Source organism: Leptolyngbya cf. ectocarpi LEGE 11479 (assembly GCF_015207065.1).
In the GTDB taxonomy this organism is placed as follows: Bacteria; Cyanobacteriota; Cyanobacteriia; order Phormidesmidales; family Phormidesmidaceae; genus Leptothoe; species Leptothoe ectocarpi.
This window is the reverse complement of record NZ_JADEXP010000024.1, coordinates 20,400-34,571: the sequence shown is the minus strand read 5'-3', so window position 1 is coordinate 34,571 and position 14,172 is coordinate 20,400. Positions and strand designations below refer to the sequence as shown.

Below are 14,172 nucleotides of genomic sequence, written 5' to 3'. Positions count from 1 at the left end.
CTTACAGCCGTTCCACTGGCCGTACCCAACATCAGCACACCGGTTTCATCCAAGTTGATCGTGTCTGTTTTGAGCTGTACACCAATGACCGCATCGGCACCTAGCCGACTGGCACGTTCCTGCAATTCCTTCAGAGCATCCTGCTGGCCCTGTTCAAAGATGCGTTCATAGGAGCCCGTCCGTCCGCCCCAAAAATCCCGGATGCTGGCGAAAAAGTCCCGAAGCATATTACTACCGTAGACGACCTCAGCGGTGACAATACCTAAGTACTGGTTAATATTTTTTCCTTGAAGTGTATCGGTAGTTGCTAAAATCATTGATTATCACGTTAGCGGCACCGTTATATTACGACACAAAGCTCTGGTAAAGTTCTGTCGCCCTCAGTCACAGAGCCATTGAGTCATTTAAATGAGTTAGGAGATCCCCTGATGTCAATTGTTGCTATGTCTAAAGCCGTGCCGGCACCTCGGCTGGTGGTCACTCTGGTTGGCATCCTGTGGCTTTGGCCCATGGCGACTCGGGCAGTGGCGCTACCGGATGGGCTGCTGGCCCAGGGGGAACCGGTCATTGAAGTGCAGCTACGCGAGCTGTCGGATGCTGAAAAAGAGCGGGTGGGGGAACTACTGAGACAGGCTCAGGAAAATGTGGATAATGAAAATTACTCAGCTGCGATCGCAGCCTACCAAGACGCCCTGACGATTGATCGCAATAACGCCCGACTGTATTCAGGCATCGGCTATCTACAAATTCTCAAAGGGGATTTCCAGCTTGCCGTCGAAAGCTACCGTCAGGCCATTGACCGCGACAGTCGCAACGTATCGTTTCGCTATGGCCTGGCCCACAGCCTGTATCAGGCCCAGCGCTACGCCGAGGCCGCCGATGCCTATCGAGCCATTACCCGCATGGCCCCCCGTGAAGCCAATGCTTATTTAGGTTTGGGCAATATGCTGCTCAAGCTGGACGATTACGACACAGCGCTCAACGCCCTGGAAGAGGCCGCCCGCCTAGCGCCTAATAATGCCCAGGTCTATGAAGCCATTGGTCTACTGTATCTGCAGCAAGAGCGCTACGACGATGCCCTGCGTCCGCTGCAGCGAGCGCTCAACATTGATCGCAATCGAGGTAGCCTCTATGGCAATCTCGCTAAAATCTGGATTCATAAAGGGCGCATAAGCCAGGCTGAAGAAGCCCTACGACGGGCCATTGCCGTTAATCCTCGGGATTGGGAAAGCCAGTATCGGCTGGCGCAGATTTTGCAGGAGCGCGGGGATACCGATGGGGCGTTTATCCATCTAGAAGAAACCGTCGATGCTAACCCTAGCTTTGTCCCAGCCCAGGCTGCTATTGGGTCTTTACTACTAGAGCGAGAGCAGTATATCCGGGCGGTGATTTCCTACCGACAAATCGTCCGTCAGTTTCCTGAAGATGCGGGCGCACGGTATAACCTGGGTCTGGCCCTGTGGGGTCAGGGCCGTCGCGATGCTGCTGTTGAGTCTTTGCAGCAGGCTAGACGGTTATATAAAGACCAGGATAATGATGACGAAGCCGATCGCGCGGAAGAACTTTTAGAGGCATGGGGTGTTGATTAACTATGCAGCTGTAAGCTGGGTCCAAGCTGGATTCTCGTGCCCCTATGCAAATCACCAAACAAACCGCTTCTGAACTCGTTATCCACAGCCCTATCCATCGCCAAGAGCTGATTCTACCGTTGGCAATGCTGGCCATAGCGTTAGTCGGGTTTGGCTGGATGGCAGCCAGTGGCAGTTTGGTTTCCTCTGGCGTTGCGATTGTGATATTTGTCGGAGCCTATGGTCTATACATACTCTACGGGGCGCTTCAGGCAGAAACGCTGACCTTTGATAGAGTGGCTAATGAGGTCAGGTGCCAACGGATTACCCTACTGGGTGCAAAACACTGGGAAATCCCGCTATCTGCATTGCAAAACGTCAGCGTCAGCTCTTACAAACGGCGACACAAAAAAGCCAGTGGTAGCCGGGTAACCCGCTGGTTCTATACCCTCAAGCTGGTCGCCAGAGATACTGAACCCAAAACACTGCTCTACCAGGAAGACAGTGACAGCGTCGATGCTGCCTGTCATGCCATTAGTCAATTTGCTGGCCCCTTTTCTTCCACTCCAGACGCTAACCCTGGGCCAGCCCGCATGAAAATAACACCTGACTATCAAAGCTGGCGCGAGACTATTTTTAATAGTCAACCTGACCAAACAGGCGCTTCAGAGGCTGATGCTAATCAGGTATACGGTGTACTGATGGATGTGGGCATGATGGACAACTCCACCTCTACACAATGGGCCATGTCATTGACCGCATTTCTCTCCGGTGAGGCGTCATTTCGACCTACCGTAGGGGGAGGTTATGTTGGCTTAGGGGGTGATCCAAAGGTGGCTAATGTGGCCCAAGAAATTGTTCAAATTGCTCAAACGTTGTTGCCCCAGACATCACCCATAGAAGACCAGGCCCTACCTGAGCCAGATTTGGTGCAGTTTTTTCTGTTTACGGCAGGTGGGGTTTATGGCGTGGCAGACGATATCCGAAACGTGCAAGCTGCTGACGATCCGCTGGGACAAATGCTGAATCGATTTGGCTTTATTCGGCAATTTGCTGACCAGCTCCAGGATAAACGATAGCCACTTGTCAATCGCATCTAATGCCATAGGTTTGGCGTTTTTCGCCATCGCTACTGCGATTAGATATGTCCCCAGTCCCAGCTGGTAAGACTAATTCACCTCAGGCGTGTTTACCGTCACGGTATTAATATCAACGGTTAAACGCTCCAATTGAGACTGTACGTCTGGGGCGATGTCTGTCTGGTAGCGTCCGCCTAAATGTTCGGCTAAAAACATCTCTAATGCTGCGGTCATTGCCAGGGAGTTAATCTCCTTAGAGAAACCATGCCCTTCATCCGGGGCTACTAGATATTCTACTGGTTGGCCTAAATCGCGCAATGCGGCCACAATTTGATCCGATTCTGCTTGCTTAACACGGGGGTCGTTAGCGCCTTGGATCACCATCAGCGGTGCCTGAATTTGATCGGCAAAAAATAGGGGGGACTGAGCTTCTAGACGGTTGTGATCGCTCGGGTCTTCTGGATCTCCCAATCGCAGAGCAAATGTGGCCTTCAGCGATTCCCAGTAGGGAGGAATGGACCGGAGCAACGTAATCAGGTTCGATGGCCCCACCGCAGAGGCCCCAACAGCATAAATATCGGGTGTAAAGGCCAACCCAGCCAGGGTGGCATAGCCGCCATAGGAGCCACCAAAAATCCCCACCCGCTCTGGATCAGCAATCCCTTCATCAATCAGGTACTGTACACCATCCGTTAGATCATGCTGCATTGCCCCTGTTCCCCACTCGTTGTTACCGGCATTGAGAAACGCTTTACCATAGCCAGTGGACCCGCGAAAGTTGGGTTGAAGAATCGCGTAGCCACGATTCGCAAGAAACTGGGTAAACGGGTTGTAACCCCACGTATCCCGCGCCCAAGGTCCACCGTGGGGCATCACAATCACCGGTAGGTTTACAGGGTCCACCCCCTGGGGCAGCGTCAGATAGGCTGGAATCTCTAACCTATCGCGGGCTGTATAGCGGATTGGCTGCATGGTGGCTAGATGTTCACTGGACAGCTCTGGCCGAGAATCGTAAAGCTTTTCAAGGGTTCGAGTACTGCGATCAAAGAGATAGGTAGAACCAGGGTTAACGTCGCTCTGGGCTCCAATCAGCGCAAAACGATCGTCCTGGGTTAGGGATTTCAATGCAATATCAGCGTCGGGCAGCTGTTGTTGCAGCCATGCCACATCAGCTGCGATCGCATCGTTTTGTGGGTAGAGCCGAATGCGATCGCCGACATAGTAGGTGACCATTAACTCATCGGTCGCTTCTGAAAAGACCGCACCACCAAAATCCACCTGGTTTTCAGGATCCACCTCCACCACCTGGCTCTGCTGGTTTTCTAGATTAAGCAACTCTAACTGAATTAAATCCCCATTGCGATTGCTCATTAGATACACCCGTTGACCATCCGCATGAAATCGAATAGGGACACAGGTTTCTTCAATGCGACAGGTGTAAATAGGGGTTAAGCCATCGTCTCCCACCGCTAAAATCTCATTGCCTCTCTCTGCCGTTTGACGAAAGGCTAAGCGCACATTGCCCGATAGATCAGTCGTCCAAAGACCAATCTGCTGATCATTTTGAAGCAATAATGTCCGCTCTCCTGTGGTCAGATCTACACGGTAGATGTCATGAAATCGCGGGTCGCGATCGTTAAACCCAACAATAATCTGATTAGGTGTTTGTTTAGGAATTGCATAGATTCGTGCTGCAACACCCTCTATAGCCGTTAAATTACGGGCAGTACCCTCTAACGATGTGGGATCAGCTGCATAAATGTGAAAATTCTCATTGCCGCCTTGATCCTGGGCATAGAGAATATAACGACCATCGGCGCTCCAAAAATAAATCATGATGGGTCTGTCAGCATCAGCTGTGACCGGGCGAGCGGCTGCCATCGGTTCATTAATCCCCTTAACCCACACATTCATCACCCCGTTCAGCGGTTTTTGAAAGGCGAGAAACTGACCGTCAGGAGACAATTGGGCTCCAGCAATGTCCGGATCAGCAAAAAATAATTCCCGCTGCAGCAGCGGCGGAGCCTGGTTTTCAGCTGCATTCGCGGTTTTGGCCGTGAACGGTAGATGAGGATTACCAAAGCTAAATCCGATCAAACTGATAGACATCATTATCAAACCTGCACCACGCTGAAGCTGTTTCATGACAAACCGTTTCCTCTGAAGAGCTGCTTATGGTTCAACATTAAACCGGCCATTTTGGACTGGCCATAGCGACAGGTCATATTGATACATGACGTTTGTCATGGAAATTCACCCATATATTTCATAAGCTGTAGAGACAATTGTAAGTATGGATACGCTGATGTCAGCTCGGATAACACCTCAGATTTCTACCATCAATCCCTCAATTCCTAAAATCTTGCGCTATGTAGAATGGGCATTCTTGGTGATGGTGACTCTGAGAGTACTGTTTCCTATACTACATAAATCAGTACCCTACGAACTGGGAAACGGTGATTATCTCAATTTCTTTGTATTAGGGATTTTAGCACTTCTGAGCTTTGTTTTTCCAATCCGACGGCCCATGTGGCAGCGACAAAGTTATATTTTTATCGAGATTCTCTGTTTGTTACTAACGCGTATATTTAGTGACTGGGGCCTCGATCTCCTTCTTTTTCTATACTTAGCCAAAAGTAGTTTTTTGCTGTGCCGCCGTGATGTTATTTTTACCGTTGTTTTCGCCGGTATTGCCTGGCATCTTGGCTTAGTTTGGCGTTTAAATACTAATATTTCAACCCCGATTGAACAAATTCAAGAACAGATACAGGAACATATCCAAGCCATTCAAGACGTTCCCCAACTGCTGGTGATTGATGCGGTATTTAACAATCTTGTGATTTATGTTCCGTTTAGTGTGCTCATTATTCTGCTATGTCTAACGATTGTAGCTGAGTATAAAAGTCGTCAACAAGCAATTGCTTTGACCCAAGAAATGGAATTGCTAGCTGCGGATTTAGAACGTACCCGCATTGCCCGAGATATTCATGATTCGTTGGGGCACACCTTGACCTCCCTTGATGTGCAACTGGAACTGGCCCAAAGGCTCTACGCACAACGCTCTGAAAAGGTTCAACAGGCCTTAGATACGTCTAAACTGTTGGCCAGTCAATCCGTGCAAGAAGTTCGCCGGGCAGTAACTACGATGCGAGCGGATACGTTTAATCTAAATGCAGCACTGATGCAGTTGATAGAATCCTTTGCTTCTGTCTCATCCATTATGATTAAAAGTAAAATAGACTTGCCCCAGCTGCCATTGCAAACCAACCACCAGCTTTACTGTGTGGTCAAGGAAGGATTAGAAAATATTCGCAAACATAGTCAAGCTCAGGTTATTCACGTTCGGGGACAGGCTTCTGCTGACGCAGTAACCCTCGTTCTAGAGGATGACGGCATTGGCTTTGATCGAGCCAAACCAATGCAGGGTTTTGGTCTCAGGGGTATGCAGGAGAGAGTCCAATTGATAGGTGGGGCAATGCGCTTAGACAGTGCTCCTGGACAAGGCACCTGTATTCAGATTAGGGTACCGCGATGATTCGACTTGTATTGGCTGATGACCAACCGCTTTTTCGTCAGGGTCTGGCGGCACTGCTATCTCTAGAGGAGGATCTTGACGTGGTGGGCGAAGCAAATCAGGGTGAGGAGGTCATTACCCTGGCGGCAAGCTTACAGCCTGACATTATCTTGATGGATGTGCGGATGCCCATCTGTGATGGCGTACAGGCAACCCAGGAAATTCATACCCGCTACCCCTGGATTCGGATTTTGGTTTTAACCACCTTTGATAATGATGAATATGTGTTTCAGTCTCTTCAGGCTGGGGCATTGGGATATTTGCTTAAAAGTACTCCAGCCCCCAAGGTGGCTGCGGCCATCCGCAGTTTGCACCAGGGCTACAGCCAATTAGGTCCCACCATTGCGCCCAAGGTGTTTTCTCAGCTAAATACCCAGTCTGAAAGTAAAAAAACAGAGTATCAGGCTCACTTTAACCCACGAGAATTGGAAATTCTGACCCTATTGGGACAGGGTAAAAGTAATCGAGAAATTGCAGTCGCCCTAAATCTGACCGAAGGCACCATTAAAAATCATCTAACAAACATTTTCTGTCAGCTGGATGTTCGCGATCGCACCCAGGCTGCCCTATGGGCTCACCAGTACCTTTAAGGTAGCTGTTATGCCCGTGCTTAGCTAAAGCGACGCCTAATCATAGGATGTTCTATTAAAACCGGTGCTTCCGGTAAAAAACGAGGAGGATAGTTAGATTTTTTGTCTAATCCCTTCAGATTACCGATTGGCAAGGGTTTTTTAAGCTTTTCTAAATCTTTGAGCAGCCAGAAAATTGCCCAGGTGGGTTTATCGGTGGCGGTTGCTTCGGGTCGATGAATGCTCTTACCGGGATAGCGTCCTCGACGAGAATGGACTTGCTTCAGGTAAGTTGCCTTCCAGGTTGCCTGGGGATTTAACGTGGGATTATCCGCATGGGATGCATAGATATAAACGTCTGCCAGGCACTGTTTGCGTAGTGCATCTGCTTGACCAAAGACTTCAAAGGCATTGCTGCCCAGGGCCAACACAGGATGTGTCTCCATGGTTTCATCGTCTAGCTGGTGAGCAATAGCATCAAGTCCCGAAATCAGATGATGTTCCGGCACGGGGGCTAAAATAGCAAAATTTTTAGTAATCGTTGTGTCCACAGACCTTTTCCGTTGATGTCAGCTGTTTAATGTAACAATTTCTGAGGCATCAAGTTACCTCACTGTTTAAGAAATCGCGGCGGCGATGTCTATTTGGCAGACTGCTTTTACCCCCAGGTTCAGCAACGCCGATAAAATTTATGATCCGATGCCGTCTGGCAATCGAGGAATTGATAAACTCAGTCAAGAGGCCAATCAGCGTTATCCATTTGCTGGTGGACGATCAGCCCAAAAATCTAAGGCTGCTGTCCGATTTGCTCGAAGAACAGGGCTATGAAGTCCAGCAAGCCATCAACGGCACCGTAGCACTGCAGGCCGTTGCTTTGGAGCAACCCGATGGGAGTAACTACATTTCTAAACCATTCAAGGTGGTAGAAGTCCTGGCAAGGGTAGAAAATCAGCTCAACGTGCAACAACTACAGCGCCAGCAAGATCAGCTATATCTCCAGTTTAAGGAAGTACCTTCACCTTTACCGCTCAGGTGCTGTTATCTCTTTCCTCTAGAACAGATACATCAGCGGCGGCGGATATTGTCATGCCTCGCCCAGGGATAGTTAACGAATAGCCGATACATTGCGGTCAAAACGACTGTCCTGAAAGTGGCACAAGGTTTAGAGAGCAGTGCGCTCGACCACGCTACCTTGAGGTGATATTTCGAAAATTTCGCTATCAACGATGATAAAGGTAACATTTCGAAAATTTTGCTACCAAAGATGGCTGGTGTCATGGGAGCATTCCAGGCGGAATAGCCCCGCTTGAGTCTTGGAGGTATATAGATGAAAGCCACGGCGACGACTCTTCCCTCAATTACCTATCCAGTCGATAAAAACGTATTGTCATCTGAGTTGACGGTAGACAAGCTGATTCGGACCTATAAAGGGTTAGAAATTTATTTAGTGACTGCCGGTGATTCACCCCGAGTGATGACTGAGATTGGCCGGATTCGAGAAGTTGAATTTCGGCGGGCAGGCGGTGGCACTGGCAAACCCAAAGATATCGATATCTTTGATCAAGGACCCGTCCCCTATCGTCAGCTAGTGGTTTGGGATCCTGTCGCTCAAGAAATTGTCTCAATGTATCGTTATCTCCTCTGCCGGGATGCTATACAGTCAGACGGCAGCCTGGACCTGGCAACGGCTCAATTATTTGACTTTTCTCAGCAATTTCGAAAACAGTATTTGCCCAAAACGATTGAGTTAGGGCGTTCGGTTGTCAATCGCAGCGCCCAACGACGCAGGTTAGGACTATTTGCGGTCTGGTGTGGTCTGGGTGCCCTGGTACAAGAGTATCCTGATATGGATTATTTTTTTGGCAAAGTGACGATTGTATCCCCCCATTCCCAAGCTGCCCAAGCGCTGTTGCTGCAGTTTATGCAGCGGTACGAGATAACTCAGGGCGTGCTAGTTGTTCCTAAACCGCATTGTCGAGTGTATGCTCCGGCTTCTTCTAATCTTTTATGGGCAGATGCAACATCTCAGGCGGCCCTTAGCATCCTCAAGGATCGGCTAAAGCAAACAGGGCAGTCACTACCGTCATTGCTCAATAGTTATCTCAAGACAAGTGCTCAGCTTCACTACTTTGGCAGTGTTTGTAATCTTGAGTTTGGCAATGTGATCGAAGCCGCCATTCTAATTCCCATTAACTCGATTAAGGCTAAACCGCGTCAGCGATTTATTGATTCATACGTCCGGATTAATAGTCAACGATTTCGAATGCTGGACCGACAAAATAGTGAAAATAGTCTTGCTAGAGATATTGCCGATCTAAAGGACTTTATCTATGCGGCCATGACTAAAAAAAGTAAGCCCTGTTCGGCTCTAAACACGATGGCTCATAAACCGCTGACCAGTGATAGTGTTGGTCTCAGAAGCCAATTCACGTAGGGCTGCTAATGGAGAAAGCCCGGATTGATGGATAGTTATGTCTATTCGCTTATTTCTGGAGCGCTGCGGCGATAAGTTTGCTGACGCACTGTGTAGAAGCTGGCGATGATGGCCATGCACATCCACCAGAGGGTGCTGACCTGGGGCCGATACCAAACAGTGTCAACCAGGCCGTGGACTAGCATGCCAAAGGCGGTTGCGATCGCACCAATCAACCAGTACCCTTGCACATCCATCGTCATCCGCAGACGTCGCAGCTGTTGCAACCCCTGATAAAAGGTCGTACCCAACATCCACAAAAAGGCTGTAAAGCCAATAAACCCAGCTTCAACTAAGGTTTCTAGAAAAATCGAATAGGCACTCAGGGCCGTGTAGCGAGGCCGTTGATACAGCGGATAGATTTTATTAAACGCGTCGTTACCAGGGCCAATGCCGATCACCGGTCGGGCTCGAATCATATCCATCGCCCCTTCCCAAACATTAATGCGGAAATTGTTGCTGCTATCCTCGCGACCAGCAAACATCGTCATCACCCGTTCTCGAACCGGTCCTACAAAGAGAACTGCGAATACCACGAGACCCGCCATGGCTCCTAGCAATGTGGGCAATGCCCAGCGCTGCCAAAACGGCGGAAACAGCTCACTCCACCAGTACACCAGCAGCACCGCCAGGATAAAGAAGAGACCTAACAGCCCCATCCAGCCGCCTCGGCTATAGCTCAACACCAAACAGGCTAGATTCAAAAAAAACGCAACTGCCGCCAATGCTTTGGGCAACCAGCGCGGCCATACAAAAAATGCACTAACGCTTAGGGCTACCGCTGGCATGAGATAGGCCGCCAGCAGATTAGGATTACGTAAATAGCTATAGACTCGTGTGGCCCCCGACAAGTTAGACGTCGGATCAACCCAGGTGGCCAGCGCCTCAGCCCCAAAAAAGTACTGACGTATGCCATAGACTGCCACCGGCAGCGTAGCCAGCACATACACCGACACCACCCCCGTGCGCAGCTTTGGCTGCCGCAGCACCCGTGCCATCAACATAAACAACAGCAGGTTTAGTGTCAGCTTGACCAGCCCCGATATGGCCGCCGCCTTGACCGGGGAAAGCGCTGTGGCCAATACCATGGTGCCCCAATAGAGGGTTACACCCAGATGAATTGGCGTTAGCCAGCCATTGGCCTCGTCGCTCACCGTCAGTAGAAACCATAGCGCCGCGCAGGCCATCAGCAAAATGCCGATTAGGGTGGTAGAAGTGTAGGGGGACAGCACCAACAGCACTGCCATGATGCCTGCTGCTATCAGGTCACCATAGGCCAACAGACTGCTGCCCTGTCGCCACTGGCGTAGGGGCGACAGCAGCCGATGGATCAGACTTACCTGTCGCCACTGATGTAGCGAAAACTGACCAAAGGTAAGGGTACGCAGCACTGAGTCAATCATTTAGGCAACTGCCCCCCAGGGGCCGACCGAATATGCGCCTGTATAGTAACGGGTTCAGGGCATTCTCTCAAGCAACGATTGTCTTAGGGGACAACTTCCACCAGGGTGCCATTGCTCACAAACCTGTAAACCTCATCCACATCCTGATTTTTGAGAGAGATACACCCCCACGTCCAATTCACCCGTTGCTCGATCATAGAATCCTCGCCTGCTGGCACGCCATGAATGCCGATCTGTCCACCGATGGGGAGTAGCCAGCCAATGCGACCGGAAAGCTTTGCCTGGAAATGCTCACGCCATGAGTCAGGCCTGGGATAGTCGATCCAAATAAATTTGGACCAACTTGAGTGTGGGTAAAGATCGCGAATGTAGTAAATCCCCTCGGGAGTTTTCCGGTCGCCCTCATGTAGCTTGTCGCCAGCTGGAGAGCTGCCAAAGACGACAGGATAGGACTTTACAGGCTCAAGCTTGTGGAAAACCGTTAACCTGAACTTAGATTTTTCCACGAGAACCGATATCCCGTCTTGACTGAGATTATCGGGTAAGGCTGTTTGTAGAGGTCGATTGTAGTTCAGGAGTTGGTTGCCCTTCACTGGTGGGTGAAAAGCTTGCTCCGGCTGACATGAGACTAAGCATACCACTGATGAAATGTCTGCTAAAGGCATCAAAAAACCAAGCCTGGTTAGCAGAGAGTACAAGACTGCTCCGCCTGCCAGAAAAATAGCTATTAACTGTAAGCGCTTCGTTGTGAATGCTTGAAGTTGCATACGTGCTCGGACGTTGGACACTGCAGTTAAACCCTGTCTACATCCAGAAATCTAGTTTTTCCGCAGTTTACCCATATAGGATCTTTGCCTAGGGCCGATTTAGCTATGCCATAATGGACGCCTGCTGAGCAGAGTAACTCAGCAGATATTCGAAGCTCATGGCCTACAGTGACTTTACAATCAATGACATCAGAAAGCAGTTTGCGGTTGAACTGGTTGAAGATCAGGCTCTGTTTAGCGATATTGAGCCCCAGGTACCGCCTCGGTGGCTATCGGATTTTTTAGATATTCATTTACCCTTAGCTGATGCCATTGGTACTGAGAAAGCCAAGTCAGAGTTTATTGTGGCTCCAATTTTGTCAGCTGCTCGGGAACTGCTTGATCGCCAAATTAGCCTATTTTCTGGGATTGAGTTTACGGTAGATAAAACCCAAGGCTTGACCGGACGCTGTGACTATATTGTCAGTCGCTCGCGATCGCAATACAGTCTCTCAGCTCCAGTTCTAGCATTAGTGGAGACAAAAAATGACCGCATCAATGCTGGACTAGGCCAGTGCATGGCAGAAATGATTGCAGCTGAATTGTTTAATCATCAAGAAGAGAATGCAGTCACAACAATCTTTGGCTGTGTTACCACAGGAGACCTGTGGCGGTTTCTCAAACTCCAGCCAGTCAACAATCAAAGAACTATTTTTATCGATACCAAACAGTACTTTGCCACCCAGGTAAACGATTTGCTAGGCATCCTAAAGAGCATGGTTTAGTCAGAACAGCCACGCTTAAGTCTCGTTCCCCGAAAAGGTTAACGGGTCCAAAGCCAGGTAATCACGAGAATAAAATCAGGCAGCACCGCTTCTCCCCTCAGTGTATCTGGCCGATTGAGCAAACTTACTTCACCGTCAGGATAATAAATTTCTACTTGTTTGTCTTGGGGATTGATCAGCCAGCCAAGCTGTAGCCCGTTAGCTACATATTCCTCCATTTTTTTCTGTAGGGTACTCAGACTGTCGCTGGCTGAACGCAGTTCAATCACAAAATCTGGACAGAGAGGCAAAAACTTATCTGGAGCTGGGTTTAGGTGCTCGATTCGCTCTCGACGTACCCACGCCACATCGGGTGATCTCACGGCTCCATTCGCTAACCGAAACCCCGTAGATGAGTCAAATCCTAGACCAGACCCATCCTGGTCAGCCCAATTGGCAAGCTGCTGACTAATCTTCAGGTTTCGATTGCCCGTTTCCCAACCCGTTGGTGGCATAATTAGCAAATTTCCCTTGGCTGTGCGCTCTAATCTCAAATCTCGATTTGCCTGACACAGACGATAAAACTGGTCATCATCCAGAGCAAGTGCTGCGGCTTTCATATTGAGGGTAAGCGCAACCATGGTGATGGTTCTCCCAAGAGGAATTTAATCAAATAAGTGGTGTGACTCAGTTTAATTTAGTGTAATAGAGTTCTACCTTTACGCAGACCTTTACCTGCGCTACCTTTCCCATAGATACCTCATTCTCCCCATGCTCAACCGTCGTCGCTTTCTACTCCTCAGCAGCCTGGCCCTCGGAGCCTGCTCGGCTCGTCCCATTGCCCAATCAGTGACCAATACGCCAGGCGCCTCGGCCAGCGCCTCGTCTGTTCTGTCGGATGCTGCTGTTCCCAAACATCCTCTCAACTTTAACCAGCCTATCGGCCCAGCTGACCTCTTTGCCCCCAAACGCGGTGACGTCCGGGCCGTAGTCATCAGCGATCTAAATTCTCGCTATGGGTCTGTAGACTATCGCCAAGAGGTGATGAAGGGGGTATCAATCTTGCCCCAGTGGGAGCCGGATATTGTGCTGTGTGTGGGTGATATGGTGGCGGGTCAGAGTAATGCCCTCAGTAAAGCTGAAGTAGACGCCATGTGGCAGGGATTTGACCACCTCATCCTCAGCCCGATTCGCGAGGCGGATATTCCCTTTGCCCTGACTATCGGTAACCATGATGCGTCTAGTTTGCAGGATGGGGGGCAGTATGTTTACCCGGTTGACCGTGAGGTGACTAGCCGCTACTGGCAGGCTCACCAAGATACCCTGGACCTGCAGTATGTGGATACGGGTAATTTTCCGTACTATTACAGCTTTAAGCAAAACGATATTTTCTACCTGGTGTGGGATGCGTCATCGGCCAATGTGCCCGCTGACCAGGTGGCTTGGGCCGACCGACAGTTGAGTAGTGCAGCGGCTCAAGAGGCTAGGTTCCGGATTGCTCTGGGGCATTTGCCGCTGTATGCGATTTCCCAGGGGCGCGATCGCAACGGCGAACTGCTCAATAATGCCGCCCAACTCCAGGCGCTCCTAGAGCGCCACAATGTCCATACCTACATGAGCGGCCATCACCACGCCTACTATCCTGGCCATGCGGGCGACCTACAGCTGCTGCACACCGGAGCCCTAGGCAGCGGTCCTCGCACCTGGCTTAACCGCAATGATGCCGCTATGCAAACCATGACGGTTCTAGACTTTTTCTTTGACACGGGCGACACCGTTTACACCACCTACAACATGAATCGGATGGAGCTGGTGGATGCCCGCACCCTGCCTCGTCAAATCGTTGGTCCCACAGGGCGTGTACTAAGAAACGACATAGCTTTAGCCGATCTAACTGCTGAAGAGCAGAGCCAGACCCATGTGCGCAGCGAAAACTAACTGAAACGTCAAATCTGGTTGTCAGGGAGTGCCAACTAAATCGCTGTGGAATCCGCCG

The 14,172-nt window shown here is 50.0% G+C and carries 14 protein-coding genes; 8 read left to right on the top strand and 6 right to left on the bottom strand.

What is annotated here, in order from left to right; genetic code table 11:
• Positions 1-317 (bottom strand): YbjQ family protein (locus tag IQ260_RS04935; protein WP_193991411.1); only part of this gene is annotated, 317 nt, incomplete at its 3' end.
• 111 nt (positions 318-428) lie between these two features.
• Between IQ260_RS04935 and IQ260_RS04930 the strand changes: the two genes are divergently transcribed.
• Positions 429-1,589 carry a tetratricopeptide repeat protein gene (locus tag IQ260_RS04930; RefSeq protein ID WP_193991409.1) on the top strand — a complete coding sequence of 387 codons (1,161 nt, stop codon included), beginning with the start codon at positions 429-431 and terminating at the stop codon, positions 1,587-1,589.
• Positions 1,590-1,633: 44 nt separating this feature from the next.
• Positions 1,634-2,647, top strand: coding sequence for a hypothetical protein (locus tag IQ260_RS04925; protein WP_193991407.1), 1,014 nt, complete (start codon positions 1,634-1,636; stop codon positions 2,645-2,647).
• Between the two features lie 90 nt (positions 2,648-2,737).
• On the opposite strand, the gene IQ260_RS04920 is transcribed toward IQ260_RS04925, so the two are convergent.
• Positions 2,738-4,792 (bottom strand): S9 family peptidase, encoded by a 2,055-nt coding sequence (locus tag IQ260_RS04920; RefSeq protein WP_193991405.1) that lies wholly within the window; start codon positions 4,790-4,792, stop codon positions 2,738-2,740.
• Positions 4,793-4,940: 148 nt separating this feature from the next.
• Between IQ260_RS04920 and IQ260_RS04915 the strand changes: the two genes are divergently transcribed.
• Both IQ260_RS04915 and IQ260_RS04910 read left to right on the top strand, forming a co-directional pair.
• Positions 4,941-6,182: a sensor histidine kinase gene (locus tag IQ260_RS04915; RefSeq protein WP_228015562.1), complete on the top strand. Its 1,242-nt coding sequence runs from the start codon at positions 4,941-4,943 to the stop codon at positions 6,180-6,182.
• The gene (locus IQ260_RS04910) at positions 6,179-6,811 is read left to right on the top strand and encodes a response regulator (RefSeq protein ID WP_193991403.1); all 633 of its coding nucleotides are present in this window, start codon (positions 6,179-6,181) and stop codon (positions 6,809-6,811) included. The genes IQ260_RS04915 and IQ260_RS04910 overlap by 4 nt, the downstream gene beginning before the upstream one ends.
• Before the next feature lie 20 nt (positions 6,812-6,831).
• On the opposite strand, the gene IQ260_RS04905 is transcribed toward IQ260_RS04910, so the two are convergent.
• On the bottom strand, positions 6,832-7,341 hold the full coding sequence (locus tag IQ260_RS04905) for a hypothetical protein (RefSeq protein ID WP_193991401.1): 510 nt from the start codon (positions 7,339-7,341) through the stop codon (positions 6,832-6,834).
• Between the two features lie 215 nt (positions 7,342-7,556).
• Here IQ260_RS04905 and IQ260_RS30865 point away from each other — a divergent pair, with 215 nt between their 5' ends.
• The gene (locus IQ260_RS30865) at positions 7,557-7,895 is read left to right on the top strand and encodes a response regulator (RefSeq protein ID WP_228015560.1); all 339 of its coding nucleotides are present in this window, start codon (positions 7,557-7,559) and stop codon (positions 7,893-7,895) included.
• Positions 7,896-8,117: 222 nt separating this feature from the next.
• Positions 8,118-9,224, top strand: a complete 1,107-nt coding sequence (locus IQ260_RS04895; RefSeq protein WP_193991399.1) for a GNAT family N-acetyltransferase — start codon at positions 8,118-8,120, stop codon at positions 9,222-9,224.
• 41 nt (positions 9,225-9,265) lie between these two features.
• On the opposite strand, the gene IQ260_RS04890 is transcribed toward IQ260_RS04895, so the two are convergent.
• Together IQ260_RS04890 and IQ260_RS04885 are read right to left on the bottom strand one after the other, a co-directional pair.
• Positions 9,266-10,666, bottom strand: coding sequence for an IctB family putative bicarbonate transporter (locus tag IQ260_RS04890; RefSeq protein WP_193991397.1), 1,401 nt, complete (start codon positions 10,664-10,666; stop codon positions 9,266-9,268).
• A gap of 83 nt (positions 10,667-10,749) precedes the next feature.
• Positions 10,750-11,331, bottom strand: coding sequence for a L,D-transpeptidase family protein (locus tag IQ260_RS04885; RefSeq protein ID WP_228015558.1), 582 nt, complete (start codon positions 11,329-11,331; stop codon positions 10,750-10,752).
• Positions 11,332-11,591: 260 nt separating this feature from the next.
• On the opposite strand from IQ260_RS04885, the gene IQ260_RS04880 reads away from it, so the two are divergent.
• Positions 11,592-12,197 (top strand): hypothetical protein, encoded by a 606-nt coding sequence (locus IQ260_RS04880; RefSeq protein ID WP_193991393.1) that lies wholly within the window; start codon positions 11,592-11,594, stop codon positions 12,195-12,197.
• 38 nt (positions 12,198-12,235) lie between these two features.
• On the opposite strand, the gene IQ260_RS04875 is transcribed toward IQ260_RS04880, so the two are convergent.
• Entirely contained in the window at positions 12,236-12,817 is a 582-nt protein-coding gene (locus tag IQ260_RS04875; RefSeq protein ID WP_193991391.1) for a Uma2 family endonuclease, read from the bottom strand.
• 130 nt (positions 12,818-12,947) lie between these two features.
• On the opposite strand from IQ260_RS04875, the gene IQ260_RS04870 reads away from it, so the two are divergent.
• Complete coding sequence (locus IQ260_RS04870; RefSeq protein ID WP_193991390.1) at positions 12,948-14,114, top strand: metallophosphoesterase family protein; 1,167 nt, start codon at positions 12,948-12,950, stop codon at positions 14,112-14,114.
• Positions 14,115-14,172 lie beyond the last annotated feature (58 nt).

Bases quoted from the DNA above. Each gene is read 5' to 3' on its own strand.
- IQ260_RS04930 (WP_193991409.1), top strand. From the start codon at position 429: ATGTCAATTGTTGCTATGTCTAAAGCCGTGCCGGCACCTCGGCTGGTG.
- IQ260_RS04870 (WP_193991390.1), top strand. From the start codon at position 12,948: ATGCTCAACCGTCGTCGCTTTCTACTCCTCAGCAGCCTGGCCCTCGGA.
- IQ260_RS04880 (WP_193991393.1), top strand. From the start codon at position 11,592: ATGGCCTACAGTGACTTTACAATCAATGACATCAGAAAGCAGTTTGCG.
- IQ260_RS04890 (WP_193991397.1), bottom strand. From the start codon at position 10,666: ATGATTGACTCAGTGCTGCGTACCCTTACCTTTGGTCAGTTTTCGCTA.
- IQ260_RS04895 (WP_193991399.1), top strand. From the start codon at position 8,118: ATGAAAGCCACGGCGACGACTCTTCCCTCAATTACCTATCCAGTCGAT.
- IQ260_RS04910 (WP_193991403.1), top strand. From the start codon at position 6,179: ATGATTCGACTTGTATTGGCTGATGACCAACCGCTTTTTCGTCAGGGT.
- IQ260_RS04920 (WP_193991405.1), bottom strand. From the start codon at position 4,792: ATGAAACAGCTTCAGCGTGGTGCAGGTTTGATAATGATGTCTATCAGT.
- IQ260_RS04915 (WP_228015562.1), top strand. From the start codon at position 4,941: ATGGATACGCTGATGTCAGCTCGGATAACACCTCAGATTTCTACCATC.
- IQ260_RS04925 (WP_193991407.1), top strand. From the start codon at position 1,634: ATGCAAATCACCAAACAAACCGCTTCTGAACTCGTTATCCACAGCCCT.
- IQ260_RS04875 (WP_193991391.1), bottom strand. From the start codon at position 12,817: ATGGTTGCGCTTACCCTCAATATGAAAGCCGCAGCACTTGCTCTGGAT.
- IQ260_RS04885 (WP_228015558.1), bottom strand. From the start codon at position 11,331: ATGCCTTTAGCAGACATTTCATCAGTGGTATGCTTAGTCTCATGTCAG.